The organism is Synechococcales cyanobacterium CNB, assembly GCA_030263455.1.
Classification (GTDB): Bacteria; Planctomycetota; Phycisphaerae; order Phycisphaerales; family UBA1924; genus CAADGN01.
Genome location: SZOZ01000005.1, coordinates 24,491 through 51,227, shown reverse-complemented (window position 1 = coordinate 51,227; position 26,737 = coordinate 24,491). Strand labels below are relative to the sequence as shown.

18 protein-coding genes, 1 tRNA gene and 1 pseudogene are annotated in these 26,737 nt (G+C 68.4%); 9 read left to right on the top strand and 11 right to left on the bottom strand.

Features of this window, described 5'->3' with window-relative positions; genetic code table 11:
* Nucleotides 1–8 precede the first annotated feature (8 nt).
* Together FBT69_06335 and nuoH are read left to right on the top strand one after the other, a co-directional pair.
* A pseudogene (locus FBT69_06335) lies at nucleotides 9–3,154 on the top strand (molybdopterin oxidoreductase).
* Between the two features lie 79 nt (nucleotides 3,155–3,233).
* The gene (gene nuoH, locus FBT69_06330; protein ID MDL1904420.1) at nucleotides 3,234–4,718 is read left to right on the top strand and encodes an NADH-quinone oxidoreductase subunit NuoH; all 1,485 of its coding nucleotides are present in this window, start codon (nucleotides 3,234–3,236) and stop codon (nucleotides 4,716–4,718) included.
* 9 nt (nucleotides 4,719–4,727) lie between these two features.
* On the opposite strand, the gene FBT69_06325 is transcribed toward nuoH, so the two are convergent.
* Nucleotides 4,728–5,756, bottom strand: coding sequence for a hypothetical protein (locus tag FBT69_06325; GenBank protein ID MDL1904419.1), 1,029 nt, complete (start codon nucleotides 5,754–5,756; stop codon nucleotides 4,728–4,730).
* Between the two features lie 116 nt (nucleotides 5,757–5,872).
* Here FBT69_06325 and FBT69_06320 point away from each other — a divergent pair.
* From FBT69_06320 to rfaE2, 4 genes are all read left to right on the top strand, one after another.
* Nucleotides 5,873–5,946 (top strand) — tRNA-Cys (locus FBT69_06320).
* Nucleotides 5,947–6,002: 56 nt separating this feature from the next.
* Nucleotides 6,003–7,811 carry a potassium transporter TrkH gene (locus FBT69_06315; protein ID MDL1904418.1) on the top strand — a complete coding sequence of 603 codons (1,809 nt, stop codon included), beginning with the start codon at nucleotides 6,003–6,005 and terminating at the stop codon, nucleotides 7,809–7,811.
* Nucleotides 7,628–8,503, top strand: coding sequence for a TrkA family potassium uptake protein (locus tag FBT69_06310; GenBank protein ID MDL1904417.1), 876 nt, complete (start codon nucleotides 7,628–7,630; stop codon nucleotides 8,501–8,503). The genes FBT69_06315 and FBT69_06310 overlap by 184 nt, the downstream gene beginning before the upstream one ends.
* Nucleotides 8,504–8,527: 24 nt before the next feature.
* A complete protein-coding gene (gene rfaE2, locus FBT69_06305) occupies nucleotides 8,528–10,015 on the top strand; it encodes a D-glycero-beta-D-manno-heptose 1-phosphate adenylyltransferase (protein ID MDL1904416.1) in 1,488 nt (495 codons plus the stop codon).
* 216 nt (nucleotides 10,016–10,231) lie between these two features.
* Here rfaE2 and FBT69_06300 read toward each other — a convergent pair whose 3' ends face one another.
* The gene (locus FBT69_06300; GenBank protein ID MDL1904415.1) at nucleotides 10,232–10,936 is read right to left on the bottom strand and encodes a hypothetical protein; all 705 of its coding nucleotides are present in this window, start codon (nucleotides 10,934–10,936) and stop codon (nucleotides 10,232–10,234) included.
* A gap of 68 nt (nucleotides 10,937–11,004) precedes the next feature.
* On the opposite strand from FBT69_06300, the gene FBT69_06295 reads away from it, so the two are divergent.
* From FBT69_06295 to FBT69_06285, 3 genes are all read left to right on the top strand, one after another.
* Complete coding sequence (locus tag FBT69_06295; GenBank protein ID MDL1904414.1) at nucleotides 11,005–12,144, top strand: hypothetical protein; 1,140 nt, start codon at nucleotides 11,005–11,007, stop codon at nucleotides 12,142–12,144.
* Between the two features lie 126 nt (nucleotides 12,145–12,270).
* Entirely contained in the window at nucleotides 12,271–14,952 is a 2,682-nt protein-coding gene (gene mutS, locus FBT69_06290; GenBank protein MDL1904413.1) for a DNA mismatch repair protein MutS, read from the top strand.
* Between the two features lie 140 nt (nucleotides 14,953–15,092).
* Complete coding sequence (locus FBT69_06285; GenBank protein MDL1904412.1) at nucleotides 15,093–15,959, top strand: FAD-dependent thymidylate synthase; 867 nt, start codon at nucleotides 15,093–15,095, stop codon at nucleotides 15,957–15,959.
* A 12-nt stretch (nucleotides 15,960–15,971) separates the two neighbouring features.
* On the opposite strand, the gene FBT69_06280 is transcribed toward FBT69_06285, so the two are convergent.
* From FBT69_06280 to FBT69_06240, 9 genes are all read right to left on the bottom strand, one after another.
* Complete coding sequence (locus tag FBT69_06280; GenBank protein MDL1904411.1) at nucleotides 15,972–16,892, bottom strand: SDR family NAD(P)-dependent oxidoreductase; 921 nt, start codon at nucleotides 16,890–16,892, stop codon at nucleotides 15,972–15,974.
* Nucleotides 16,781–16,960 carry an entericidin A/B family lipoprotein gene (locus FBT69_06275; GenBank protein ID MDL1904410.1) on the bottom strand — a complete coding sequence of 60 codons (180 nt, stop codon included), beginning with the start codon at nucleotides 16,958–16,960 and terminating at the stop codon, nucleotides 16,781–16,783. The genes FBT69_06280 and FBT69_06275 overlap by 112 nt, the downstream gene beginning before the upstream one ends.
* Before the next feature lie 66 nt (nucleotides 16,961–17,026).
* A complete protein-coding gene (gene murJ / locus FBT69_06270) occupies nucleotides 17,027–18,661 on the bottom strand; it encodes a murein biosynthesis integral membrane protein MurJ (protein ID MDL1904409.1) in 1,635 nt (544 codons plus the stop codon).
* A gap of 25 nt (nucleotides 18,662–18,686) precedes the next feature.
* Nucleotides 18,687–20,414 carry a hypothetical protein gene (locus FBT69_06265; protein MDL1904408.1) on the bottom strand — a complete coding sequence of 576 codons (1,728 nt, stop codon included), beginning with the start codon at nucleotides 20,412–20,414 and terminating at the stop codon, nucleotides 18,687–18,689.
* Between the two features lie 129 nt (nucleotides 20,415–20,543).
* On the bottom strand, nucleotides 20,544–20,966 hold the full coding sequence (locus FBT69_06260) for a hypothetical protein (protein MDL1904407.1): 423 nt from the start codon (nucleotides 20,964–20,966) through the stop codon (nucleotides 20,544–20,546).
* Complete coding sequence (locus FBT69_06255; GenBank protein MDL1904406.1) at nucleotides 20,963–21,862, bottom strand: ParA family protein; 900 nt, start codon at nucleotides 21,860–21,862, stop codon at nucleotides 20,963–20,965. The genes FBT69_06260 and FBT69_06255 overlap by 4 nt, the downstream gene beginning before the upstream one ends.
* A gap of 89 nt (nucleotides 21,863–21,951) precedes the next feature.
* Nucleotides 21,952–23,394: an undecaprenyl/decaprenyl-phosphate alpha-N-acetylglucosaminyl 1-phosphate transferase gene (locus FBT69_06250; protein MDL1904405.1), complete on the bottom strand. Its 1,443-nt coding sequence runs from the start codon at nucleotides 23,392–23,394 to the stop codon at nucleotides 21,952–21,954.
* The gene (locus FBT69_06245; protein MDL1904404.1) at nucleotides 23,391–24,434 is read right to left on the bottom strand and encodes an NAD-dependent epimerase/dehydratase family protein; all 1,044 of its coding nucleotides are present in this window, start codon (nucleotides 24,432–24,434) and stop codon (nucleotides 23,391–23,393) included. The genes FBT69_06250 and FBT69_06245 overlap by 4 nt, the downstream gene beginning before the upstream one ends.
* 64 nt (nucleotides 24,435–24,498) lie before the next feature.
* Nucleotides 24,499–26,712, bottom strand: coding sequence for a hypothetical protein (locus FBT69_06240; GenBank protein MDL1904403.1), 2,214 nt, complete (start codon nucleotides 26,710–26,712; stop codon nucleotides 24,499–24,501).
* Nucleotides 26,713–26,737 lie beyond the last annotated feature (25 nt).

Sequence of the window (26,737 nt, the reverse complement as noted above, 5' to 3'; positions counted from 1 at the left end):
CGAGCGTCATGGACATCCAGAACGCCTCCATCCAGTCCCGTCGGCAGTTCCTTGCGGGCGGCGCCCTCCTCGGCGCGGGCATCGTGCCAGCGGTCTCCCACGCGCAGGACAACCCGCACGCCGGCGCGGTCATCATGAACAGCAAGCGCCCGGACGCCGCCTACGAACTGCCCCTCGCCGACAACCACATCCTCTCCGCCTGCCTGCAGTGCAACACCGGCTGCGGCATCCGATGCAAACTCCAGGACGGCGTGATCACCAAGATCGATGGCAACCCCTACAGCCCGTGGACACTCCACCCGCACCTCCCCTACGCCACGGGCCTGGACGACGCAGCGCCGGTTGATGGCGCACTGTGCCCGAAGGGGCAGGCGGGTCTCCAGACCGCCTACGACCCCTACCGGCTGCGGAAAGTACTCAAGCGCGCGGGACAGCGCGGCGAGAACAAGTGGATCACCATCCCGTTCGAGCAGGCCATCCGCGAGATCTGCGAGAGCGTGAGGTCGAGGGGCTCCGGTCGCTGATGGCGCTCACGGATTCCGCCGTCGCCGCCGCGATGGACCAAGGCGTCAAGTCGATCTGGGCGGAGAAGGACCGCGAGAAGAAGGCCGCGCTCGTCGAGGAGTTCAAACGCAAGCACGCCGAGCATCTGCATCTTCTGATCGACCCCGACCACCCCGACTTCGGCCCGAAGAACAACCAGATCGTCCTGAACTGGGGGCGCGTCAAGGGCGGGCGCGGCGACTTCTACAAGCGATTCGCGACCGCGCTCGGCACCACCAACGCCCACGGCCACACGACCGTCTGCCAGGGATCGCTCTATTTCACCTGCAAGGCGATCAGCGAGCAGTACGTGGACGGGAAGTTCACGGGCGGCAAGAAGTTCTACTGGCAGGCCGACGCCGAGAACAGCCGGTTCATCCTCTTCGTCGGCGCGAACCTCTTCGAGGCGAACTACGGCCCGCCCAACCGCACCGTGCGCATGACCGCGAACCTGGTAAGCGGCGCCACGCGGATCGCGGTCGCCGACCCGCGCTTCAGCAAGCTCGCGAGCAAGGCGTGGAAGTGGCTGCCCCTCAAGCCAAGCTCCGACATCCCGCTCGCCATGGCGATGATCCGGTGGTTCTTCGAGAACGAAGCGTACAACGCTCGCTTCCTCGGCGCGGCAAACAAGGCGGCCGCGAACGCACGGGGTGAGACTTGCTGGACGAACTCAACGTGGCTGGTCGCACTGCGCGACGGCGTGCCGACGCGCTTCGTCCGCGCGAAGGACCTCGGCCTCGCGGAGGGGCACGAACTCGTGGCGATGGTGGCCGGTGTCCCCACCGCCGTCGATCCCAACAGTACAACCGCTCCGGTCGAGGGCGACCTGTTCGTAGACACGACGCTCCCCGACGGTACGGCGGTCAAGACCGGGCTGCAGATTCTCAGGGAGTCCTCGATGCAGCACGAGATCGCCGAGTGGTGCGCAATGGCGGACTGCCGTGTGGAAGACGTGACGGCCGTCGCTCGCGAACTGGCCCGCTGGGGCAGCGCGGCCGCGGTGGACATCCACCGCGGGCCGGCTCAGCACACCAACGGGTTCTACGCCGTGCTCGCCTGGATGTGCCTGAACATGCTGCTCGGGAACTTTGACCACTCGGGCGGGATGATCGCCGCTGCCGCATGGGACACGATGGGCAAGGGAGGGCTGTTCAACCTCAACACGCATCCGGGGGCGATCAAGCCCTTCGGCATCTCCAGCATCCGCCACGACGTTGACTACGAGAAGACCACGCTCTTCGCAGGCTATCCCGCGAAGCGCAACTGGTACCCGCTCGCCAGCGACATGTACCAAGAGGTCATCCCCTCGATCGGCGACGCCTATCCCTACCCGATCAAGGCGCTCATCCAGTACATGGCCGCGCCGACCTACGCCCTGCCCGCCGGCCACACGAACGCAGAGGTACTGCGCGACGTCAACCGCCTCCCGCTCTTCATCTGCAACGACATCATCGTCGGCACGACTTCCATGTACGCGGACTACATCTTCCCCGACCTCTCGTTCCTCGAACGCTGGGAGTTCCAAGGCTCGCACCCGAACATCCCCGCGAAGGTCCAGCCGGTGCGGCAGCCCGCGATCGCTCCGATCCCCGAGCAGTGCGAGGTCTACGGCCGGCGAATGCCCCTCTCGTTCGAAGCCATGATGCTCGGCATTGCCGAGCGCCTCGGACTGCCGGGCTTCGGCCCGAACGGCTTCGGCGACGGCCTCGACCTCGTGCATCCCGACGACTACTACCTGCGCGGGGTGGCCAACCTCGCGTTCGGCGAGAAGACCGACGGCTCGCAGGCCGTTCCCGACGCCGATGCACGCGAGATGGAGATCTTCCATCGCGCACGCCGGCACCTGCCCAGGAGCGTGTTCGATCCGGACCGCTGGAAGGGCATCGTGGGCGAGGCGATCTGGCCGAAGGTCGTCTACGTGCTCAACCGCGGCGGGCGCTTCCAGGATCACGAGGCCTGCTACAAGGGGAGAATGGTCGCGAACACCTACGCCGCGCAGCTCAATCTCTACCAGGAGAAGACCGCGGCCACGATCCACGCCGGGACCGGCCGACCGTACCCGGGATACGCGACCGACGTGCCGATCCGGGATTTCTCGGGGCGGGAGCCGGACGCCCTCCGACAGGGGCACGACCTCACGCTCATCACGCACCGCACCATCACCCAGACGAAGAGCCGCACGATCACCAACCCGTGGCTCACGCCGATCATGCCCGAGAACGGCATCCTCATCAACCCGCGTGACGCCTCACGCCTCGGCCTTCGGCAGGGCCAACTGGTGAAGGTGACGAGCGCAACGAACACCAGAGGCGAGTGGCCGTTGACCGCGGACCACAACCAACCGATGGTCGGCAAGGTGATGCTCACGCAGACGATGCGCCCCGGCGTCGTCAGTTTCGCCCTCGGCTTCGGCCATTGGGCGACAGGCGCGAGCGACGTCGAGATCGATGGGCACGTCATCCGCGCCGAGAAACGCCGGCAGGCCGGCGTCCACGCCAACGCCGCGATGTGGACCGACCCGCAGGTGCCGAACACCTGCATGTTCGATCCCATCGGCGGCAGCGTCTCGTTCTACGACACCCAGGTCACCCTCAAGCCGGTCGAGGCGTAGAACGGCTTGCCGTTCCGACCGTGGCGGCGGCTCGGGGACGAAAGCGGCCCGGCTGCAATCCAACCGCCGGTCCTGCCTGATGTCCCCCCTTCCGCTTCCCCAACCACCATCCTCCGCTTCCCGTATCCTCCTCGCTTCCCTCCTCGACCCCCCGTTCCGCCTTCCTATCCCTTTGGCCGTTTGGCCATCTGCCTGCGGACCCACTACAGTTGGCCCCGTGCTGAACCTCGCCGACATCGTCACCGCCCAGTTCGTCGTCAGCGTCGTCCTGATCGTGGTGGTCGTCCACGTGATCCTGATCACGGTGGCCTACCTGATCTACCTCGAACGGAAGATCTCCGCCTACATCCAGGACCGCATCGGCCCCAACCGCGTCGGGTTCGATTTCGGCCTGCCCGCTCTCAAGTTCCTCCGCGGGTGCCTCGGCCTCGGCCAACCCCTCGCCGACGGCCTCAAGTTCATGCTCAAGGAGGACTACACGCCCGAGCGCACCGACAAGGCCCTGTTCACGCTCGCCCCGATGGCCGTCATCATCCCCGCCCTCATGGGCTTCGTGCTCATCCCGTGGGGCGGCATGTGGGACGTGCCGACCTTCACCCTGCCGCTCGTCGGCGAGGTCGAGGGCGGGCGGGTGTATGTCGCGGGCGCGCCCGTCAACGTGGGCATCATCTACATCCTCGCCGTCGCGTCGCTGGGCGTGTACGGCGTGACGCTCGGCGGCTGGGCGAGCAACAACAAGTACTCGTTCCTCGGCGGCCTCCGGGCCACGGCCCAGATGATCTCCTACGAAATCCCGCTCGCCCTGTCGCTGCTGGCCGCGCTGCTGCTCACTGGGGCCGTCATGCCCGAGGCGATCATCCGCCACCAGGTCGAGCACGGATGGCTCATCCTCGCCCAGCCGGTCGCGGCGGTGCTGTTCTTCTGCTGCGCCCTGGCAGAGAGCAACCGCGCCCCCTTCGACAACGCGGAGGCGGAGCAGGAACTCGTCGGCGGCTACCACACCGAGTACTCGTCGATGCGGTTCGCGCTTTTCTTCCTCGCAGAGTACGCGCACATGATCACGGGCTGCGCGTTCTTCGCGCTGCTCTTTCTCGGCGGCTACCACCTCCCGCTCGGGTTCATCAGCGCGACGCACTGGCTGCACCCGGACAACGTCACGCTCGCGGGCGTGCTGGCCAAGTTCGCCGTCTATTTCGGCAAAGTGCTCGCGCTCGTCTGCTTCATGATCGTCATCCGCTGGACGCTGCCGCGGCTTCGCTACGACCAGGTGATGGTGCTCGGCTGGCAGGCGCTGATCCCGCTCTCGCTGGCGGTGGTGGTGGTCACGAGCGTGATGGTCCACCTCGGCTGGACGGGGATGCTGCCGATGCTGCTGGCGAACGCCGCGATCGTCGTGCTGTCCGTGGCGCTGCTGCCGCTGCTCCCTCGTCACGAACCCAACCGCAAGATTCCGCTGTACGGGTCGAGGTTCAACCCGATGCCCGGCGAGGCAGTGAGCGCCGCGCCGACGCACCCCATGGCCGTCGAGGACCGTCCCGTCGAGGGCACCGCGCCGGTCGCGTAGCAAACCGCGTCACTGCATTGGCGTGGTCTCGGTCGGGGGCAGCGTGACGTACATCGTCGGCAAGAGGTGCGTCCGCCCCCGGTAGCGCAGCAGCCGACCGCTGACCTCGAAGGTCCAGGCGTCGCCCAGCCGGACCGCCCGCTGCTCCATCGCCTGCGCCGTGCGGCATGGCGAGAGAGGCAGGAGCGTCCGCGCCTCACCCGTGGGCCCGTTGTCCAGCGCGACGGCCCACTCACCGCCCGCCGTCCGCACCAGTCGCCCGCGACGCCGCAACAGCAGGTCGCCCTCGCGGATGGTGCCATCGTCCTCCACGGCCTCGGCGGTCCCACGACCGAGCGCTCGCGGCGTGCCTCGCTGCTGCTCCAGGTCGCGGATGAGTTCCTGCACGCGCGGGTCGAGTTCCGGCTGGGGAGTGCCGTTCGCGCCGTTTCCGTTCGCCGCGCCGGTGGCTTTCGCATCCGATCCTCCCGCGGCGAAGGCCGTCACGAGCAGATGGTTGCGGCCGAGATGGACGAAGACCTCGCCCGTGAGCCGTACCGGCGAGCCCTGCGGCGCCGTGCCCAGCGTCGTCTCAAGTCGCTCTCGCATCCGCGAAGGCATGAGCAACAGGGCGTTCGGCCCGCCGGCCGTCGCCTCGTCGGGGATGAACACGATGTCGTCCGTCTCGCGCAGGGGGTAGAGACGACCAGGCGCGGCCCAGAGGAACGTGCCTTCTGCGATCAGGATTCCAGTCGGCCGGGGCGCCTCCGTCACGTTCAGCCCCGGCAGCAGCGAGGAGTCCATCGGCCGGCCCGGCACGACGGGCTGTACCGTCGCGGCGGGGCGCGGCAGAATCAGACGACCCGGGTCCGCCCGCCGTTCGAGTTCACGCTTCATCTCATCGACGCTCGGGTCGTTGAGCCGCGGGTCCTCCGTCAGGTTCGCCGGGGGCTGGGGCGGCCTTGGATGGGGCTGCTCATCCTGTCCCAGTGCCCGTGCGCTCCCGAGCGCGATGATGCCTGTCGCAAGTCCCGTCGTCATCCGTGCGCTTCGCGTCATGTGCAGTCTCATCGACCGGCCCGAGGTTGGGCATCCTACTTCGCCGAGGGCGCGCCCTCAATTGACCCAGGCCCGGCCAACTCGTACCGTCCCCGCACGGGCCTCCACGCCCCGTCGGCCGCGTACCCAAGTGGACCAAGGGGACGGATTGCAAATCCGTTATTCGTGGGTTCGAATCCCACCGCGGCCTTTGCACCCCTGCCGCCGCGATCCGTCGGCGATGCCACCCCGCTACCATCCCCCCCCATGACGACCCTCCAGGCCGCGACCGGCCCCCGGCGCGCCGGCCACAGGCTCGCCGGGATGGCGTGGCCACTCCTCCGAACGACCTTGGCCGCTCTGGCCGCCGTCGGCGTCGCGCTCGAACACGGCTTTTACGAGCCGCCGCTGACCACCGCCATCGTCCGCGTCGGGCAGTCCGCCTGCCTGCTCGCGTACTTCGTCTTGGCGTACCGCCTCGCACGCTCGTCCTCGCGGCTGACCGAGCAGTTCCGCTTCGGCCCGGCCGAGTGGGGGGTCGCCCTCGCGGCTGCGCTCGGTGCGCTCTTCGGCGCGATCGACGCCCACGGCCCCGCATGGCGCGTCGTCGAGGCCGTGGCCATTCTTCGCTTCGCAGCAGAACTCTGGGGGTTGAACGTCGCCCTCGCCCGCGTGCTGGAAAGGCCGGGGGTGCTCTTCCCGATGTCGTTCATCGTGCTGATCGTCCTCGGCACGTTCATTCTCAAGACGCCTGTCGCGACGCCCGCCGACAACCCGATCTCGTGGCTCGACGCCGGCTTCACCATGACGAGTGCGGTGTGCGTGACTGGGCTTGTCGTGCGCAGCACCGCCGAGGGCTTTACGCCCTTCGGCCAGGCCGTCATCGCCATCTTCATCCAGCTCGGCGGGCTGGGCATCATCCTCTTCGGCTCCACGCTCGCCATGCTGATCGGGCGAAGCCTCTCGCTCCGCGAGAACCTCAGCCTGAGCCAGATGCTCAACGACATGCCTATGAACCGCCTCCTGAACTTCGGGCGGTTCGTCCTTCTCACGACGCTCGGCATCGAACTGGTCGGCGCGGTTTTCATGTACCCGCTCTGGGAGGCAGCGCCGGGCGAAACGCTGACACCCCTGCGCCGCGCGGGACTCAGCGCGTTCCACAGCATCAGCGCGTTCTGCAACGCAGGCTTCGATCTCACGGGTCGAAGCCTCGAAGGCGTCCGCTACGGCCTGATCGCACACGCCGTCATCCTTCCCCTCGTCGTACTCGGAGGTCTTGGCTTCCCTGTTCTCGCCGACGTCACCGGCGTGCTGCGCTATCGAATCATGCGGCTCGTCAGGCGTGCCCGCGGCAGGCCCGTCCCGCCCCGACGGCCGGGGGAAGGCTGGCTCGCCCTGCACAGCAAGCTCGTGCTCGTTACGACGCTCGTGCTTTTTCTCGTCGGCGGCACGGTCTTCATGGCGGGCCAACTCCTGCCCAACCCGCGCGACCCTGCCGCGACGCCGCGGGTCGACGTGCTCGAAGCCGTCTCGGACGCGACCTTCATGTCCGTCGCCGCTCGCACCGCGGGCTTCAACACCATCCCGATGAACGAGGTCTCACCCGTGGGCCGCACGACACTGATGACGCTCATGATCATCGGCGGCGCGCCCGGCTCGACCGCCGGCGGAATGAAGGTCACCACGCTGGCCGTGCTCGTCCTCTCCGTCGTTGCCACACTCCGGCGGCGAGAGGAAACCGAGGCGTTCGGACGGGCAATCTCGGACACGCTCGTACGCCGCGCCGGCACGCTCGGACTCTGTTACGCTGCGCTCATCACAACGATCACGCTCCTGCTCACGTTCACCGAGAGCGCGCCCTTCGAGGTCATCGTCTTCGAGGCCGTGAGCGGATGCACCACCACCGGTCTCTCACTCGGACTGACGCAGGAGTTGACGCCAGCGGGCCGGACCGTGATGATCGCGGCCATGTTCCTCGGTCGCGTCGGCCCTCTCACGCTGCTCGCGGCGCTCATGCTCGGGGCGAGCGTCCGCAGGCCCTACGCTTACGCCCACGACAGCGTCCTCCTCGGCTGATTCCCACGGAGCCACGCATGGACCGTTTCGCCGTCATCGGGCTTGGGCGCTTCGGCGGCCGCCTCGCCACCAACCTCGCCGCCGCGGGGCACGAAGTCCTCGCCATCGACAAGGACCGCGAGATCGTCGAGGAGTTCAGCGGCCGCGTCACCCTCGCCGTCTGTCTCGACTCGACCGATGAAGAGGCCCTCCGCTCGCAGGGCATCCAGAAGTTCAACGCCGCCGTGCTCGGCATCGGCGCGGACTTCGAGGCGCTGACGCTCAGCACCGTCATCCTCAAGCAGATCGGGGTGCCTCGCGTCATCGCCCGGGCATGGTCGCCGACGATCGCCCGCATCCTCGCCCGCATCGGTGCTGACGAGGTCGTCAGCCCCGAGGAGGAATCCGCCGACCGCTGGGCGAACCGCCTCATCAGCCCGCGCTTCCTCAACCAGATCGAGTTCCACGAGGGGTACAGCGTCGTCGAGATCGAGGCCCCGAAGAAATGGGTCGGCCAGACGCTCGTCGAGTTGAACCTGCGGGCCAAGGCCGGCGTCCACGTCGTCGCCATCCGGCGCGAGGGCGCGAACGACGCGCGTGCTGGCGGCCCCCGCATCGAGATGCCCCGCCCCGACGAGCCGCTCCGGCAGACCGATATCCTCGTGCTGATGGGGCGGGACGACGACCTCCGGCGCCTCCCGCGCGACGAGTAGACCCGGCGCGTACCCTTCCTTCGCATGGATACGCTACTGCGCCATCTCGACGCCTGGCGGCCCTTCCGCGCCCTCGTCGTCGGCGACTTCATGCTCGACGAGCTTGTCTACGGCGACGCCGAACGGCTCTCCGCCGACGCGCCGGTCCCCGTTCTCCGCGTCCGCAGCACGGAGCGCACGCCGGGGGGGGCTGCGAGCCTCACGCTGGACCTGGCCGCGATGCACGGCGGCGTGGCCGTTTTCGGCGTGACAGGCGACGACACCGAAGGGCGAATCCTTCGCGACGCCCTCGACAAGGCCGGGGTCGAGACCGCTGGCCTGATCGCCGACTCCGCACGCCCCACGACGTTGAAGCGCAACCTTGTCGGCCTCGCCCAGCAGCGCCACCCACAGAAGATGTTCCGCGTCGATCATGAGTCACGCGACCCGCTCGGGCAGGAAGCGCGTCGCCGGCTCTTGTCCGCCTTTGACGCCGCGCTCGCCTCAGCGGACGTGGTCTGTGTAGAGGACTACGACAAGGGCGTCTGCGATGAAGCGGTCTGCCGCGAGGTCATCCGGCGCGCGACACTTGCGGGCGTGCCGGTATTCGTCGATCCGGCCCGCATCGCAGACTACTCGAAGTACGCAGGGGCGTCGGTCATCACCCCGAACCGCAATGAGGCCGAGTTCGCCACCGGCTTCCCCACGGCCGCGGCGGCCACCCCCGAGCAGTGCGTCCACCTCGCCCACGACCTGCTCGGTCGGCTCTCGTGCGAGGCCGTGGTGCTCACGCTGGACCGCCAGGGCGCGCTGCTGCTCGAACGCGATGCCCCCCCCGTTGCGGTGCCTACGCTCGCCCGTCAGGTCTACGACGTCACCGGCGCGGGCGACATGTTCCTGGCCGCGCTCGCGGCGGCACGGGCCAACGGGTGCTCGTGGCCCGACGCCGTCCGCTTCGCCAACGCCGCCGCAGGCCTCGAAGTCGAGGTCTTCGGCACGCAGCCCATCCCGCTGCGCCGCATCCACCACGAACTGCTCCTGCGCGCCGGCGCGATCGTCGGCAAGACCCGGTCCCTCGAACAGGTGGCCGTCGAGGTCGCCGCACGCCGCGATCAGGGGCAGACGATCGTCTTCACCAACGGCTGTTTCGACGTTCTGCACGCCGGCCACGTCGCGCTGCTGGAACGGGCGGCCGAGATGGGCGATTTCCTGATCGTGGGACTCAACGACGACGAATCGGTCCGCCGGCTCAAGGGCGATGCCCGACCCGTCAACAGCCAGGACGACCGTGCCCGCGTTCTGGGTGCGCTCGCGGCCGTCGGCGCCGTCGTGCTCTTCACCGAGGACACGCCGATGAGGCTCATCGAGGCCATCCGCCCGGATGTGCTCGTCAAGGGCGCGGACTGGGGGCGCGACGGCGTCGTCGGACGCGAGTTCGTCGAGTCCACCGGCGGTCGCGTCGAACTGGTCGATCTCGTCGAGGGCAGGTCCACGACCGCAACCCTCGAACGCATCCGGAGCCGCGACGGGTGACGCCCCGCGCCGTCTCCACGTCGCGTCGTCCATCCTCGATACGTTCCGCTCATCCTCTCCGGCGTCAAGACGGTCGAGTGTCGTCTGACGCGTGCTCGCGTGCCGCCGTTCGAGTGCGCCCGAGCGACCGACGCACACGGCACGTCTTTCCCGCCGAGATCGAACCGCGGCGTCCGCCCGGCCCGTTCGACCGTCAAGCGTGTCTCAGCGCGACACCTACTTTCGCGCGGGTTCAATGATCAGCAGGCTCGCGTCGTAGGTCAGCACGCCCAGCAGGATCGACGCCACCAACCGGGGCATCCGCACCCAGTACATGTGCGGCTCGAAGGTCGGGTTGTCGCCCAGTGGGTCGGCGATGAGCACCTGCCGACGTACCTTGTCGTACCCCGAGAGCACGACGAAGTGCCCTGCCGGCTCGCCTCGCAGGTCGTCGTAATCGTTCGTCTCTCCGACCTCGCGGGCGCAGTTGTAGAGGAAGGTCGAGTTCAGCCCCGCGAGGATCGGGATGCCGCGTTTCAGGTAGCCCCGCAACAGTCCGGTCGTGAGGTCCGTCTGTCGGACTCGTCCTCCGAGCCTGAGAAACTCCAGGTACCCGTCGGTCGCCCACCGCAACTGCTGGTCGCCCCGCTTGAGTTCCACCTGCCGTCGCAGTTTGGCCGCCAGGTCCACGCCGCGCCGAAACCACGTCGGGTCGAAAACCTTGAGGTTGTAGGCGTAGATCGTTGCGCCGTACCCGCGCTGGAGCGCATGGCACGCGAGCATGACCGCGAGCGTGCCGCCTCCCTCGAGCATCTTCGTCTGCGCGATCACGTCTTCCAGGGGGATGTCGTCGTCGTAGTAGCGGTAGACCGCGTGCAGCGCGGTCGGGCCGCAGGTCACGTCGTCCGGCTGCGGCAGGATGTCGAGGCGGAGTTTGGCCATGCTGCGATCGTGAGTGGAGTTCGGCTGCGAATCCTATCATCGTCTTGCGGTTCTCGCGGAGGCTGGATATGAGCGTGGGCGGTATGGATTCGGGATCGGGCGACGGTGGGGTGGTTCGTGTCCGTGGAACCTGCCATGTCTTCTTCGCCTACGACGTCGGTCTCTCGGTCGATCTCGAGGCAGCGTCGAGGCTCATCACCGAGGTCGCCCAGCGCCAGTTGATGCGCCAACGACGCCGCGCCGCAACCTGGTTCCAGTACGAGCCGGCCCCGCTGCTCGTCTCGCACAAGGCGCCACCCATCCAGGTCGGCCGGTTCGAAACCGACGGTGCGGCGGACTGCACGCTCTACGACTTCGGCGGTGCGTCGGTGTGCTTCCGGCTGCCGATCGACTGCCCGCTCGGCGACCTCCCCGTCCTCAGCGACGATCTGTACGACAACGAGGCCCTGCTGACCGAATCACGCCGACGCGTGGACGAACTCCTCGCCACTGTTCGCCCCGCCGTCGCCAAGCCCGGCGTGTCGCCCATCGTCGAGGACTACGCCGTCTTCGCGTTCACCGCGTGGGAACCGACCCTTGCCGCCGAGGACATCATCGACCGCCATGCCGACCTGATCGCACGCATCCTGCTGGGAGAGCGGGGGGAGTTGTCTCCCCGCCAGGTCGCGGAGTGCCTCGCCAGCAGGGTCGCCTTCGGACGCACCGACGCCGCGGTCGTGGACTGGCACGCGGCGGCCGTCTTCGATCCGGAGCCTGCCGACGCGCTCGCGGTCCTCGAACACGCGAACGTCGAACTGGCGGAGATGCGCCTGCTCGACGGTAAACTGGACGGCGTGCTCGAACGCGCCCACGCCATGCTCGCCGGGCGTGGCGAGCGGCGGGTCTGGCCGATCCCGCCGGCTTCCAGCGAACTTCGCCGGCTTGCCGCTCTCCAGATGGACGCCGCCGCGCTCTTCGAGGGCGTCAACAACGCCATCAAGCTCGTCGGCGACCAGTACCTCGCCCGCCTCTACCGCCTCGCCGCCGACCGCCTGCACCTGCCGGAATGGGACGCGAACGTGCTGCGCAAACTCCAGACCGCGGACAGCATCTACCACAAGATCGCCGAATACCGCACCCACCGCCGCATGGAGGCGCTCGAGATCGCGATCGTCATCCTGATCGCGGTGTCGATCCTCATCGGGTTCCTGCCTTGGGGCGGAAAGTAGGGCGGAATCCCGGGATTCGCTCGCGGACTCGGTCATCCCAGCCGTCCCGGTGTCGCGGTTTCTGGAACGGGGTCCGATCGGCTATCCTGATCCCCGATCATGCACGACCCGCGCGAAACACCCGCGATGCGCCAGTATGCGCGCTTCAAGCGGCAGCACCCAGACTGCCTGCTCTTCTTTCGCATGGGCGACTTCTACGAACTCTTCTTCGACGACGCCGTCACTGTCAGCCGCGCCCTCGGCCTCACCCTCACCCAGCGCACCGAGGGCGTGCCCATGGCGGGCGTCCCCCACCACCAGCTCGAGAACTACCTCCGCCGCGCGGTCGGCATGGGCTTCCGCGTCGCCGTGGCCGAGCAGGTGCAGGATCCGAAGGAAGCCAAGGGCGTCGTGGACCGCGCGCTCACACGCGTCGTGACCGCGGGCACGCTCGTGGACGAATCACTGCTCGACGATGCCTCCCCAAACCGCCTGGCGGCCCTCGCGTTCACGGATCACGCCGTCGGCATCGCCGTCGTCGAAGTCTCGACCGGGGCGTTCACGGTCTCCGCCTGTTCGCCCGAGAACGTCGCCGACGAACTCGCCCGTCTTGGCGTTCGTGAAGTCCTGTACGCAGACACCGCCAACGGACAGCCTCCCGAGCGCGTTCGTTCCGTCGTTCGGGCGGTCGGCGCGTCGCTCACCGGCCGCCCCGCCTGGCACTTCCGCCACGACGAAGCCGCCGAGGCGCTGCGCGAGCAGTTCCGCGTCGCTACGCTCGCGGGCTTCGGCCTCGAAGAAGGCTCGCCGGAAGTGCAAGCAGCCGGCGTGATCGTCCGCTACCTCCGAGAGACGCAGACCCCGGAAGGGGGGGGACACCGCGAAGCAGCCGCGTCGCTCTCCCACCTGCGCCCGCCGCGACGCGAGCCGACCACCGGTGTCTGCGTCGTCGACGCGGTCAGTCTCCGCGCTCTTGAAGTCGAGCGCACGCTCCGCGGCGGCGACGACACCGACGGCTCACTGCTCGGCCTTTTCATGCGCGGCGGCCGCGCGGGGCTGTGCCGCACCGCGATGGGAAGACGACTCCTCCGCGACTGGCTCTGCCGGCCGCTCGGCGAGCGCGCGGCCATCGAGGCCCGCCAGCGGTGCGTCGCCACGCTTGTCGAGGACCGCCGCGCCGCCAAGGAACTCGGCGACGCCCTGGAGCGGGTGCAGGACGTGGCTCGGATCGGCGGTCGAGTCGCCCTTGCCCGCGCGACGCCGCGCGACGTCGTCGCCATCGCGCGCTCCGTCGAGATGCTCGCCGCGATCGCTGCCGTGGTCGAAGCCGCGCCGGCCTTCGCCCCCCAGGCTGCCGCCCTCGTCCACGTCCGCGGCGGCCTCGAACCGCTCGCTGCCCGCATCGCCGAGGCGTGCGTCGAGTCCCCCCCCCCGCACCTCCGCGAGGGCGGCCTGATCCGCGACGGCTTCGACGCCCAGCTCGACGAGGCCCGCACGCTCCAGCGCGACGCGGGCGCATGGCTCGCCCGGTACCAGGAACGCATCGCCCGCGACACCGGCATGCCCGCCCTCAAGGTCGGCTTCAACAAGGTCTTCGGCTACTACGTCGAGCTTACCGCCGCCCAGGCACGCGACTTCGGCGACGCGCTCGCCTCGCACGGCTTCGTCCGCAAGCAGACGCTCAAGAACGCCGAGCGCTACGTCACGCCCGAACTCCGTGAGTTCGAGCACAAGGTGACGACCGCCGAGTCCCGCGCCGTCGATCGCGAGCAGGAACTCTTCCGCGAGCTCTGCGCCGCAGCCGCCGGCCAACTCGACACCCTGCGCGAGTACGCCGAGACCGTCGCCGAACTCGACGCTCTTCTCGCTCTCGCCGACAAGGCCGCCCAGCGGCGCTGGGTCCGGCCAGCCATCGCCGACGAACCGCTCGTCCGCATCCACGGCGGGCGCCACCCCGTCCTCGACGAGACCCTTGGCCACGATTTCGTCCCCAACGACGCTGAAATCGGCGGAGAGAACGCCTCTCTCGCCCTCATCACCGGCCCGAACATGGCCGGCAAGAGCACCTACATCCGGCAGGTTGCCCTGATCGTGCTCCTCGCGCAGGTCGGCTCATTCGTGCCCGCCGACCGTGCCTCCATCGGCGTTTTCGACCGCATCTTCACCCGCGTGGGCGCGGACGACGCCCTTCACCGCGGCCAGTCCACCTTCATGGTCGAAATGGTCGAGACCGCCCACATTCTCAATCATGCCACCGCTCGCTCGCTCGTCATCCTCGACGAGATCGGCCGCGGCACCAGCACGCTCGACGGCCTCTCGCTCGCCTGGGCTGTCGCCGAATGGCTCGGCGGCGGTCAGCACGCCCATGCCGCACCCATCACGCTCTTCGCCACCCACTACCACGAGCTGACCGACCTCGAATCTCGCCTCCCGGGCCGCGTGATGAACCTCCGTGTCGCCGTCCGTGAACTCACCGGCCACGACGGCCACCCCGAGATCGTCTTCCTCCACCGCATCGAGCCGGGCCGCGCCGACCAGTCCTACGGCATTCACGTCGCCCGCCTCGCAGGGCTGCCTCGCCCCGTCGTGGACCGCGCCCGGGAAATCCTCGCCAGCCTCGCCGTGCATTCCGCGGACCTGACCTCGACGAACGGCCGACCCGCCGCCGCCCTCGCGCCCCCCGACGGCCAACTCGGCCTCTTCACCGAGTATCTTCCGCATCCCGCTGTCGAGGAACTCCGTGAACTCAAGCTCGACGCTCTCACGCCGCTCGAAGCCTTCGATGCACTCCGACGGCTTCAACAGCGTGCCGCGCTCGGGGCGGACTGACCCGAAGCACGCGGGTATCCCGCAGGCGTCCGACCGGGTGTAGACTCGCCCAGATGACCACACACGACACCACCACGGAATCCGCCGACGCCGGCGCCAGGCGCGTCGCCCTCGACGAAGGACTGCACTGGGTGGACGTCATGGGCGGCGCGAGCCGTATCGAGATTCCCGTCCTCGACCACGGCTTCATCGCGCTCGTTGACGTCATGCCTCGCCTGGTTCCCGAGGGCCAGACCGCCGACGCCGCGATCGTCCAGGCCGCACGCGTCTCCTACGGCCAGGGCACCAAGCGCGTCAGCGAGGACCGCGGCCTCATCCGCTACCTCCTCCGTCACCGCCACACCACCCCCTTCGAGATGGTCGAACTCAAGTTCCACGTCGCCATGCCCATCTTCGTGGCCCGCCAGTGGATCCGCCACCGGACCGCGAACGTGAACGAGTATTCCGCCCGCTACTCGATCGTCCGTGATCGCTTCTACATGCCCACTGTGGACGCGGTCCGCAAGCAGTCGCGCTCGAACCGGCAGGGTGGCGAGGAGACGTTCCGCATCGACGAGGCCGCCGAGGTGCGCACCGCCGAGGAGTTCGTCGAGTTCCTCCGCACCGTCGAGTCCGCCTACGAGAAGTACCTCGGCCTGACCGAGCGTGGCGTGAGCCGCGAACTCGCACGCATCGGCCTCCCCGTCAACGTCTATACCGAGTGGTACTGGAAGTGCGACCTGCACAACACGCTCCGGTTCCTCTCGCTGCGCATGGACCCGCATGCGCAGCAGGAAATCCGGGCCTACGCCCAGGCCATGCACGACCTGATCGTGCCGATCCTGCCGCTCACGATGGAGGCTTGGCGCGATTACGAGATGGAAAGCGTCCGCCTCAGCCGGCTCGAAGTCGAAGCGCTCCGCTCCATCGCTTCCGGCGGCGAACGTGCGATCGCCACCGAGAACGCCCGCGAGCGCGCCGAGTGGGAGGCCAAGCGCGCCTGGCTCGGCTTCGGCGACCGCGCCTGAGTGTCCCGCGCCTCACCGCTCCGTCCGTCGCATCCATCGCGCCATCGCGCGGTCCGCAAGGCCCGGCATCGCACATCCCAGCGCGAACAGCAGCCGCGCAGGCAGGCTTGTCCACACTTCCCCTCGCGGCCGGCGCAGGCAACGCACCGTCGCGGACGCCACCACGGACGCGTCCTGCATCAGCGGCGGCCTCGTCGGCGGGCGCTCCGGGTTCATCTCGCTCTTGCGGGACGTGAACTCCGTCCGCGTCCCGATCGGGTGCACCGACGACACGTACACGCCTCGACCCGCCAACTCGATCCTCATCGCCCTCGCCACGTGGTCCTGGGCCGCCTTCGTCGCCGAGTAGAACCCGTGCAGCGGCGTCCCCATCTTCGCCAGGCAACTCGAACACACCAGCAGGTGGCCCCGTCCCGCCTGAAGCATCGGCGGCAACGCGGCATGAAGCGTGTTCAGCGTCCCCCAGAAGTTCGTCTCAAAGATGGCCCGCGCCTCCGCATCCGTCGTCTCGTGGATCGGCTTCTCCAGCCCATAGCCGGCGTTCGCAAATGCGGCGTAGATCAAGCCGAAAGCGTCGATCGTCCGCTCCACCAGCCGCCGGCAGTCGCCGGGGTCGTCCACGTCCCCCCGCACGGCGATTGCCCGCCCTCCCTCCCGCTCGATCTCCGCAACAACCTCGGCAAGCCGGTCCTCGCGGCGCGCCGCGATCGCCACCGGCATTCCCGCCCGCGCGCACGCCAGCGCGGTCGCACGCCCGATCCCGCTGCTCGCACCCGTGATGGCGATCGGCAGCCCGCGAAGGTCAACGCTGGGCACGCGGGTCAGTCCTTCTTCTCGCTCTTGTTGCCCGTGATCAGGTCCTCGCCCGCCTGACCCACGGCCTTGATGTCCTCGCCCGCTCCCTTCACGGTGTTGCACGCCGACAGCACACATGCCGCGATCCCGAAGACACCCGCGGCCAGCAGCACAGGCACAGCCCGAATGACGATCCGAGTAGTCATGGGTTCAATCTCCTGATGTCTCCTCATGGTACTGAAGCTTCCTCACCCGTGCGAGCCGTTCAAGTTCTATCTGATCAGCCAGCGTAACTCCGGGCACCGCAGCGCCACGGCCGCAATCGGGTAGGCCACCCCGCCGACCGTCACCGCAACCGCGACCGCCACCAGCCGACCCGACCATGACTCGGGCGAGCCGACGGGCAGCATCGCGCCCCAGACCAGCGCCATCATCACCAGCGACGCCGCGAGCACGCGCCCGCACCCGGCGAGCGTCTCCCGATCGAACGCCGGCGCGTGGGTCAGCCGCTTCGAGAGCTGGATCAGGACCAGCAACTGCACCGTTGCCGAAATGCTCGTGGACCACGCCAAACCCGCCTCGCCCAGCGGCCAGATGAGCGTCACGTTCAGCAGCATGTTCAGGCCCACCACCCCGATCGCCACTCGCATCGGCGTCGTCGTGTTTCCCGCCGCGTAGAAAGCCCGCGTGACGACGTGGTTCAGCGAGTACGCCCACACTCCCGGCGCATAACCCAGCAGCACCGCCGCGGCCCGGCGCACCCCCTCGTTGCTGAACGCGCTGCCCGGCCCGCCGTACATCACTCCCGTCAGCGGTTCGCGGATGAGCAGCAGCCCGAGCGACGCCGGCAGCCCGATGAAGAACGACAACCGCAGTCCGCGCCGCAGCGTGGAGAGAAACGCGTGCGGGTCTTCCGAGGTGCGGGCGAGCATGGGGAACACGGCCGTCGCAACCGCGATCCCGAAGACACCCAGCGGGAACTGGTACAGCCGCTGCGTGTATGCCAGCACGCTGTTCGAAGCCGGGTCGAGCGGGTACGACATGCCCAGCACCGTCGGCCCGAACCAGACCGGCCACATCGCGATGAGCGTGTCGACGAGTGAGTTGAGTTGGATCGTTCCCATGCCCACGACGACGGGGAGGAACCTGCGCATCATCCGCCGCGCCGGTTCGGCCGCTCGAGCGAACCCCCGCCTCCACGTTACCCGCCCCCTCAAGGCGAAGAGCGACCACGCGACCTGTGCCACCCCCGCCAGCACCGCCGAGATCCCGATGAAATACGCCGTCCGCACCGGGTCGGCGTCCGGCACGAAGAAGTGCGGCAGGCCCGCCGCGATCACGAACACGTTCAGCAGCACCGGGGCGGCAGCAGTCGGCCCGAACCGTCCGTGGGCCTGCAGCATCCCTCCCAGAATCGCCGCGACGCATACCAGCGGCATGAACGGCAGCATGAGCATCATCAGCCGCAGCGAGAGAACCCGGTCCGGGTCGGGTGGAGCGAGGAAGAGGAATGCGAGCAGCACGCCCTCGCCCACGAGCAGCAGCACGCCCGTGACCAGCGCCAGGACGAACACGGTCAGCGTGGCGAAGCGGTCCGAGATCTCGGGGTCGTCGCGCGACGCGCGGGCGTACTCGGGCAGGAATGCCGCGGCGAGCGCGCCCTCGCCGAACAATCGGCGAAAGAGGTTCGGGATCGCCCACGCCGCCATGAATGCGGAGCCGAGCGCGCTGTCGCCCACGATGCGTGCCGTCACGAGGTCGCGGGCCAGGCCGGCTATCCGGGACACGAGGGTGAGCGACGAGATCACCCGAACCGCCGATGACAGACCCTTGTGCCCGGCGTGATCGTCGGTCTGCGAGCTGGGCCGGGGTTTGGTCGCGTCCTGCGGCTCGGTCACGGCCGACAGCCTAGCAAGGCCGCGGCCCTCCGCGTCAGCGAATGAACACGAACCACATCACGGCCAGCACGGGGAGCAGGATCAACGCCGCCCGGGCCGAATACCCGAAGAACGACGGCATCCGAAGACCGGACGCCTCAGCGATCGCCCGGACCATGAAGTTCGGCCCGTTCCCGATGTACGTCATCGCTCCGAAGAAGACCGCGCCGAGCGAGATCGCGGTCAGCAGGTGGACGCCCTCGGACCCGCCGAGGAATGCGGCAACCGTCCCCTCGTTGATCGGCGTGTTCCCGAACGCAACCTGCAGGAAGTTCAGGTACGTCGGCGCGTTGTCGAGGACCGCGCTCAGGCTGCCCGTCCCGAAGTAGAACGCCGTGGGAGAGGTCAGCCCCAGCGCGTGCCCGTGGGCCGCGAGGTAGCCGAGCGCGGGCGCCATCGTGGCGAAGATGCCCACGAACAGCAGCCCCACTTCCTTCACAGGGAAGAACGTGAACTCGTTGGCAAGATGGATCTCACGGTTCGCCAGGAAGTAAGCCGCTGTCGCCACCAGGATCTGGAACGTCGGCCCGACCGGCACGCCCTCCACGCCGAACAGCCCTTTGAGCATCGGGTCGATGAACACGCCCGCGATGATCAGGCCGAGACACACCATGCCGCTCGTGCCCGTCAGGCGAACGCGCAGCGGCTCGTCCGCCGCCGGCACGGCGTCCGGGTTTGTTGCCGTCTGCTTCCGGTCGTGCCACGTGTCGATCGCGAAGAAGATGGCCAGCAGCGCCCCGCAGCACGCCAGCCACATCGGCCACAGGTGCAGCAGCGTCCACGAGAACGGCACGCCCTTCAGGAAACCCAGGTAGAGCGGCGGGTCGCCGATCGGCGTCAGGCAACCGCCGCAGTTCGAGACGATGAAGATGAACATGACGACGTGGATGGGGCGCAGCCGGCCCTTGTTGATCCGCATGAACGGCCGGATCAGCAGCACCGACGCCCCCGTCGTGCCCATCACGTTCGCCAACACCGCCCCGACCGCGAGCAGCGCGGTGTTCACCGCCGGCCGTCCGCGCCCGCGAACGTCGATCAGCACCCCGCCCGACGCCACGTACAGCCCGCCAATCAACGCGATGAAGGCGTAGTACTCCACGCCGGTGTGCAGCATCACGTACTGCCCGTACGAAAGTCCGTGGTGATACTCGCCCGAGCCGTACCCGAGCAGGTAGTACGCGATCGTGATCCCTGCGAGACCGAACGCGAAGTCCGGGAAGTGCTTGTGCCAGAACCGCTCGTTGATGAACGGCATCAACGCGATGCTCAGCAGCAGGAACGCGAACGGCGCACACAGCCACAGCGGGATCGTCGGCGCGGGGCCGTGATCATCGTGCGCATGCTCGCCGTCATCCGCGTGGTTCGCCTGCTCTTCGGCGTCCCCCACCGCGGCGTCGAGCTCCGGCTCCCCGGATCGGGGGCTTGCAGGCCCGGCGCCTTGCGGCAATCCCGGATGCACCCCGAGCGCGTCATCCCCCCCCCACACGATCGTCACGGGGTCGGGCAGGTCGTCCGCCTCGCCGTGCGGCTCCCCGGTGGCGTTCCGGGCGGGTTCCTCGTGCGCCGGCGTCGCGGCATGGTTCCCGGTCTCGTGGCTCGCCTCGTACTTCGCAGGAATCAGAAACGTCAGCACGGCCCCGAGAGCGGCCCCGGCGGCGAGGCTCGCAAGCCAGGCCTTGGGGCCGTGGAAACCGTGCGCGTCATGCTCCGTATGTGCGCTCATGGCGTGTCTTCGTCCGGGAGAACGGCCCCACCGCCCCGCGGTGACTCGGATTCATCTATCGGCACGGAGGCTCGCACACTCCGGGGCGGGTTGGCGTTTCCGGCCGACATCCGCAAGGCCCTCTCACGGTTATTCACCCGCCTGCGCGGGCTCGTTCGGCTTCCGGTCTCCCAAGCTTCCTGCCACGATGAGCCATGCGCCAGCGAAAGCCACCCCGCTCCAGTTCGCGATCAGGTCGGACCACAGCACCGTCCTGTTCACCCCCGGCAGGGCTTGCGTCGCTTCGTCGAGCGCAGCGTAGGCCGCTGCCGCCCCCACGCACCACGCCGTGTTGCGCCGCGAGTCGATCACCCCGAACCATTCGCACCCCGCCAGCAGGAACGTCCACGCGGCGAACGCTGCGAGATGCACGACGATGTCCAGGCGGAATCCGGGATCAGGCCCGAGCGTCAGCGCGGGCCAATGCGTGCCCGTCGCCAGCGCGACCGCATACGCCACGAAAACGACGCGCCGTGCACGCAACGGGATGGCTCGAAGCAGACGGACGATCAAGCAGGCCGCTCCGTCGCCAGGGGCGATGCCGGGGACACCACGACGCGCACCTCGGGCGTTCCGCCGTCGCCTTGCTCGCTCGAATCATGCCATGTTCGAACGATCGCGTCGGCCAGTGCGAGGTAATCGGCCGCTCCTGCCGCTCCGGGCGCGTAGTCGAACACGGTCTGGCCGAAACTGGGGCACTCGGCGAGTTTGATGTTGCGCCGAACCGGCGGTCGGAAGACCCGTGCGTCCGCCCATGGCAACGCCGTGCCTCGATGCTGCTCGAAGAACGCCTCCAAGTCGGCCACCACCTCCTGCGTGTGCGTGGTGTTCGCATCGTGCATGCAGAGCACGACCCCCAGCACGCGCAGCCGCGGGTTCACGGAAGCGCTGATCGCCGACACGGTCTCCAGCAGCTTGCTCACCCCCTGCAGGGCGAGGAAGTGCGCCTGCATCGGGATCAGGACTTCGTGAGCCGCGGCCAACGCATTCACCGTGAGCAGCCCGAGGGAAGGGGGACAGTCGATCAGGATCGCGTCATACGCGGGGGCGAGGCGCCGGATGGTCGATGCGAGCCTGTGTTGTCGGTCATTGACCGTTGCCAGTTCCGGCTCGGCCGCCGCGAGGTCCGTCACCGCGGGCAGCACGAACAGGTTCTCGGCTATCCGATGGACGAGCGAGGAGGGGTCAATGGAAGGGTCGAGCAGCGCGTCGTAGACCGATCCATCGAGCGTCCTCGGATCGACGCCGAGGTGCAACGTCGCGTGGGCCTGGGGGTCGAGGTCGATGAGGAGCGTTCGCAGTCCTGTCCGTGCAAGGGCCGCGCTCAGGTTGACCGCCGTGGTGGTCTTCCCCACGCCGCCTTTCTGGTTCATCAGCGCGACGACTCGACACCCCTCGGGCGGTTGCATGGCCGAAGTATACGGATCGCCGCCCGGCAGGCTCAAAGCCTGCGGTGGTCCGAGCCGCGGGCTTCAGCCCGCACGAGCTCCCGAAGTCATCACTCCGCCTTCGTCGCCGGCGCGACACTCTCGACCGAAGCCCGGGTCGCCCCGGCGGACGACCTGGCGGCAATGCGGACGGCCTCTTCCTCGATCTGCTTGCGCCGTGCGAGCTTGATCGCCGTGACCGCGATGTACGCCGCGCACAGGATGGCGATGAAGTAGACGAGGCGGGCGCGGAACAGGCTCATCGCCACGCCCAGCGACGCGAACGCCAGCCCGATCCCGTAGAGCGTCAGCACGGCCCCCTTCACGCCAAGCGAACGCTTGAGCATGTGGTGGAGGTGGTCGCTGTCCGGGTCGCTCAGCCGCCGACCGGCGAGCTTCCGACGCACGATGGCGAGCACGGTGTCGATGATCGGGATGGCGTAGATGAACAAGCCTGCGATCACCAGGTACGTCTTGCCCGTGTCGCCGAGGGACAGCACGATCACGATCGTCGTGAACCCCAGCAGCAGCGAACCGCAGTCGCCCAGGAAGATCGTCGCTGGGTTGAAGTTGTGCGGCAGGAACCCCAGGCACGCTCCCAGCAGCGCGAGGCAGAGCACGATCCGCTGCGCGTCCCGCTGCCCGTCGTCGTGCAGCGCGAGCGTGAGAGCGACGATCAGCAGCCCCGCGGCGCAGATCGCCGTCGTCCCGGTCAGCAGCCCATCCAGCCCGTCGATCAGGTTCGAGGCGTTGCACGCGCCCAGCACGAAAACGGCGATGATCACCGTTCCGGTCCAGTAGATCACGTCGATGGTCAGCGCGCTGCCGAAGAGCGGCACGTCGATCCCCAGCGGAATCTGGTAGACGAGGTCGCGGTTGCCGAGCAGTTCGCCCAGCGTCGGCGCCAACACGCCGTGGGCGACGCGCACGCCCACGTCCTCGTACGCAAGCGCAGCCGCCGCCAGCAACTGGCCGCCGACCTTCAGTCGCGGCGCGATGCCCACCACGTCGTCGATCAGCCCGATCAGCATGATCACCGTCATGCCCAGCAGCACCGAGATCGGCACCGGCGCGGGCACGAACCCCATGAGCAGTTTCGTGCTCTTGTGGTACTCGATCAGCCCCAGCGACGGGAACTGGCACGCCACGTAGCTGAACGCGATCGCCGCCATCATCCCCAGGAACACGGCGACCCCGCCGAGGTACGCAACAGGGATGCGGTGCACCTTCCGCGGGTCGTTCGGTCGGTCGATGATGCCGTTGGCGACCGCGAGTTTCCGCATCAGCGGCGTCGTCACCAGCGTCACGATGAACGCTACCGCCAGAACACCCACGTACCCGTGAAAGATGTCCAACCGCGAGCCGGATTCCTCCACGACCTCCCCGCCGGTCGTGGCGATCGACTGCAAGAGGGCGGCCTGCTCCTGCTGGAGCGCATCGAGCCGCCGACCCAGCGCCTCCAACTGCGCCACGGCTTCGGGCGGGATCGTGATGCCCTCGGGAGGCGTCGTCATGCCCGCACTCCTTCGGCGCCAGCCCGCGTCATCGCGGCCGCGATGTCGCGGATGGTCTGCTCAAGACCGATGCGAGGCTCAAAGCCGATCGCTTCGCGGATCCGTCGGAGGTCAGGCCTCCGACGCTCGAGATCCTCGAAGCCCTCCGGGTACGCCTCGGCATAGGGCACGAAGACAATCGGCGATGTCGAGCCGAGCACACGCACCACCGTCTCCGCCAGTTGCCGGATGCTGATCTCACGATCCGAGCCGAGGTTGAACACCCGCCCGTGGCACCCTCCGTTCGCAAGCATCCCGGGCAGCGCCCGCACCACGTCACGAACGTCGCAGAAGCAGCGTGTCTGCGAGCCGTCTCCGAACACCCGGATCGGCCTGCCGTCGATGGCGGCCTCGACGAACCGCGGCAGCACCATCCCGTACGACCCCACCTGCCGGGGGCCAACCGTGTTGAAGAACCTCGCCACCACCACGGGCAGCCCGTGCTGGCGGTGATGGGCCAGCGCCAGAAACTCGTCGATCGCCTTGCTGCATCCGTACGACCACCGGGCGATCCCCGTCGGCCCGTACACCACGTCGTCGTCCTCACTGAACGGGCTGCGCGACCCCTTGCCGTAGACCTCGGAACTCGACGCGAGCAGCGTGGGCACCGGCGAACCCCCGCCCGCCTCGCCCGACGCCACGAACCGCAGCAGGTCCAGCGTCTGCACCACGTTCGTCTGCACGGCCCGGATCGGGTCGTCCATCACGAGTTGCACGCCGACGGCCGCGGCAAGGTGATAAACCTCGTCGAACGGCCCCGCCCGGCCAAGTGTCGGGATCGTGTCGGAAAGTTCGGCGTCAATCAGTCGGAGCGATCCGTGAGAGGAGGGCAGGTTCTCGGTCCTGCCGGTGGACAGGTTGTCCACGATGGTGACGATATCGCCACGTGAGAGCAGCAGGTCGGTCAGGTGCGACCCGATGAACCCCGCGCCGCCGGTCACCAGCGCGTGGCGGGGGCGCGGTGGCGCGTCGCCCGCGATGCGGTTGGTGGGAGCGTTCATCGGCGTACACCCGGTCCGGGAGCGGAGGGTAGCGCCGCCCGACCCGGGGCGGATCCGCGCCCCGTCAGGCCGCGGTGTTCTGGTACTCGTGCGTGGCCCTGATGTTCTTCCGCATGTAGCCGCCCGCCGCCGAGCGGACACCATTGATGACGACGCCGAGGAACTCGCTCTTGGACTCCGAGAGCTGGTTCCGCAGCCGCGCGACCATGCCCCGCTTCTCGTTCAGAGCCCGCACCACCAGCATGGTCGCGTCGCAACGGTTGGCGATCGCCATGCCGTCGCTCGAGACGATCGCCGGGGGCACGTCGATGAGCACGAGGTCGTACCCCTGCTGACGGGCCGCGTCGAACACGCCGGACATCGCATCAGTGGAGAGCGTCTCGAACGCACGCTTCGCCGCCGTCCCGGCCGTCAGCACGTGCAGCGTCTCGGAGACGGCCTGCACCGTGCCGGGCAAGGTTCCGTCACCCGCTAGCACGTCCGCCAGGCCGGGCGATTCCTGCAGCCCGAGCGCCCGATGCACGCCCGGACGCCGGAAGTTGGCGTCGATCACCAGGACACGCTGCCCCGAAGCGGAGAACGCGAGGCCGAGGTTGGTGGCCACAGCCGTCGCGCCCGAGCCGGGCATGCCCGCCATGACCATGACTGTCCGGTGCCCGGTCTGCTTGAGTTTCTTGGCGAGCGGAGCTCGCAGCTGCCGCACGCTCTCGGCCGTCACGCTCCGTGGATGGTCGCGGAAAACCGTCGCGATCGACTTGGGCTGGTCCGGATCCTCCGAAGCGTCGGGCAGGATGCCCAGCAGCGTGGTCTTTGGAATGATGGTAACGTCGGTCGGCCCCTTGACCCGCTGATCGAGCATCTCGCGGAGGAAGACCGTGCCGCCGGTGATGCCCAGGAGCAGGAACATGCCGCCTGGGATCATGATGAAGATGTTGGGGAACGCGGGCTTGTCGGGGATGCGCTCGACCTGCGCCACCTTGATCCGCGCCGCGCTGGCCAGCGGGTCCAACTGCCGCAGCTCCTCCAGCGACGCCTGCTGCGCGCCCCTGGCCGTGATGAACTCCGCGATCTGCTGCTCGATGTTCGTCAGCTCTGCCTTCAGCCGGGTCAGATCGTTCAGCCGCTTGCTGTAGACCTCACGCTGCGCGAGGAGGTCCGCCTCCTGCGCTCGCAGTTGCGAGATGCCTTTCACGAGCGATTCCACGACCGCGTCGAAACGCTGGCGGAGAAGCTTCTCGCGCTCCGTCTGCAGCGTCTGCTCCCACGAGTCGATCATCGACTGCGTCGCCTGGTACGAGCGGTGCTCGGGCGTGATCCCGCGCTGCAACATGCCGGCCTGTGCGGTCTTCAGCGACGTGATCTGCTGGATGATCCCCCGGATCAGCGGGTCGTTCTCGACCGCCTCACGCATGTCGTCGGCGTAGACGATCCCCCCGGGATTGTTCAGGATGTCCTGGTACGCCTTGATCTGGACTTCGACCGCCTGGATGTTCATCCGCACGCCCGTCAACTGCCCAAGCACGTTGAACAGGCCCTGCATCGCCTCGTTCGTCCGCTCGTCGAGCGAATCGATCTGCTCCGAGCGGAGGCGCAGATCCCGGGTGTTCTGCAGATCCTTGATCCGCTTGTCCAGCTCGCTGATGCTGCGCTCGATCGCGTCGCGCTGCGGCGCGTTCAGAAGATTCCGCTGCTCGTTCAGCACGCGCAGATACGTCTCACGCACAAGCCCCACCAGCGCGTGCGCGTCCTTCGGATCCTTCCACCCGATCGAAAGTTCGATGATGTAGGTGCCGGGCAGCGCGCGGGCACGCGTCTTGTCGATGAGCCAGTCCGCCGCCTCCGACGGCTGGAACCGCCCGGACTTCTCGAACTTCTTCGACCACTTCGGCGCCTGCGCACGCAGCCGCGGGTCGTTCACGACGGCGTGCATCACCGACTCCGACTTCATGTACGCCGTCTGCGTCAGCATGAAGCGCTCCATCTCCTCCTCGCGCGTCGTTGTGGTCCCGATGACCTCCGTCAGCTTCCCCTGCACCGGCAACGCCTCGAACAGGGCGGCGGGTCGGAAGATCGGGTACGTGATCCGCAGCACGAAGAACGCCACGACCCCGATCGCCGCGCCCGCGACGAGCGACGCGACCAGCAGCCACGCGTACTTCTTCAGCAGCTTGATCGGGTCGATCGCCGTCATGCCCCCGAGCGGGCCTGCACCCGGTGCCGAACCGGGAGCGGGAGGTGCAAACGGAGCGGAGGGTCGGGTCGGCGTGGCGCTGGTCATGGTTCCTCACCCTGGCCCGGGGGTG

Bases quoted from the DNA above. Each gene is read 5' to 3' on its own strand.
- nuoH (MDL1904420.1), top strand. From the start codon at position 3,234: ATGTCCCCCCTTCCGCTTCCCCAACCACCATCCTCCGCTTCCCGTATC.
- FBT69_06325 (MDL1904419.1), bottom strand. From the start codon at position 5,756: ATGACGCGAAGCGCACGGATGACGACGGGACTTGCGACAGGCATCATC.
- FBT69_06315 (MDL1904418.1), top strand. From the start codon at position 6,003: ATGACGACCCTCCAGGCCGCGACCGGCCCCCGGCGCGCCGGCCACAGG.
- FBT69_06310 (MDL1904417.1), top strand. From the start codon at position 7,628: ATGCACCACCACCGGTCTCTCACTCGGACTGACGCAGGAGTTGACGCC.
- rfaE2 (MDL1904416.1), top strand. From the start codon at position 8,528: ATGGATACGCTACTGCGCCATCTCGACGCCTGGCGGCCCTTCCGCGCC.
- FBT69_06300 (MDL1904415.1), bottom strand. From the start codon at position 10,936: ATGGCCAAACTCCGCCTCGACATCCTGCCGCAGCCGGACGACGTGACC.
- FBT69_06295 (MDL1904414.1), top strand. From the start codon at position 11,005: ATGAGCGTGGGCGGTATGGATTCGGGATCGGGCGACGGTGGGGTGGTT.
- mutS (MDL1904413.1), top strand. From the start codon at position 12,271: ATGCGCCAGTATGCGCGCTTCAAGCGGCAGCACCCAGACTGCCTGCTC.
- FBT69_06285 (MDL1904412.1), top strand. From the start codon at position 15,093: ATGGGCGGCGCGAGCCGTATCGAGATTCCCGTCCTCGACCACGGCTTC.
- FBT69_06280 (MDL1904411.1), bottom strand. From the start codon at position 16,892: ATGTGTGCTGTCGGCGTGCAACACCGTGAAGGGAGCGGGCGAGGACAT.
- FBT69_06275 (MDL1904410.1), bottom strand. From the start codon at position 16,960: ATGACTACTCGGATCGTCATTCGGGCTGTGCCTGTGCTGCTGGCCGCG.
- FBT69_06265 (MDL1904408.1), bottom strand. From the start codon at position 20,414: ATGAGCGCACATACGGAGCATGACGCGCACGGTTTCCACGGCCCCAAG.
- FBT69_06255 (MDL1904406.1), bottom strand. From the start codon at position 21,862: ATGCAACCGCCCGAGGGGTGTCGAGTCGTCGCGCTGATGAACCAGAAA.
- FBT69_06250 (MDL1904405.1), bottom strand. From the start codon at position 23,394: ATGACGACGCCTCCCGAGGGCATCACGATCCCGCCCGAAGCCGTGGCG.
- FBT69_06245 (MDL1904404.1), bottom strand. From the start codon at position 24,434: ATGAACGCTCCCACCAACCGCATCGCGGGCGACGCGCCACCGCGCCCC.
- FBT69_06240 (MDL1904403.1), bottom strand. From the start codon at position 26,712: ATGACCAGCGCCACGCCGACCCGACCCTCCGCTCCGTTTGCACCTCCC.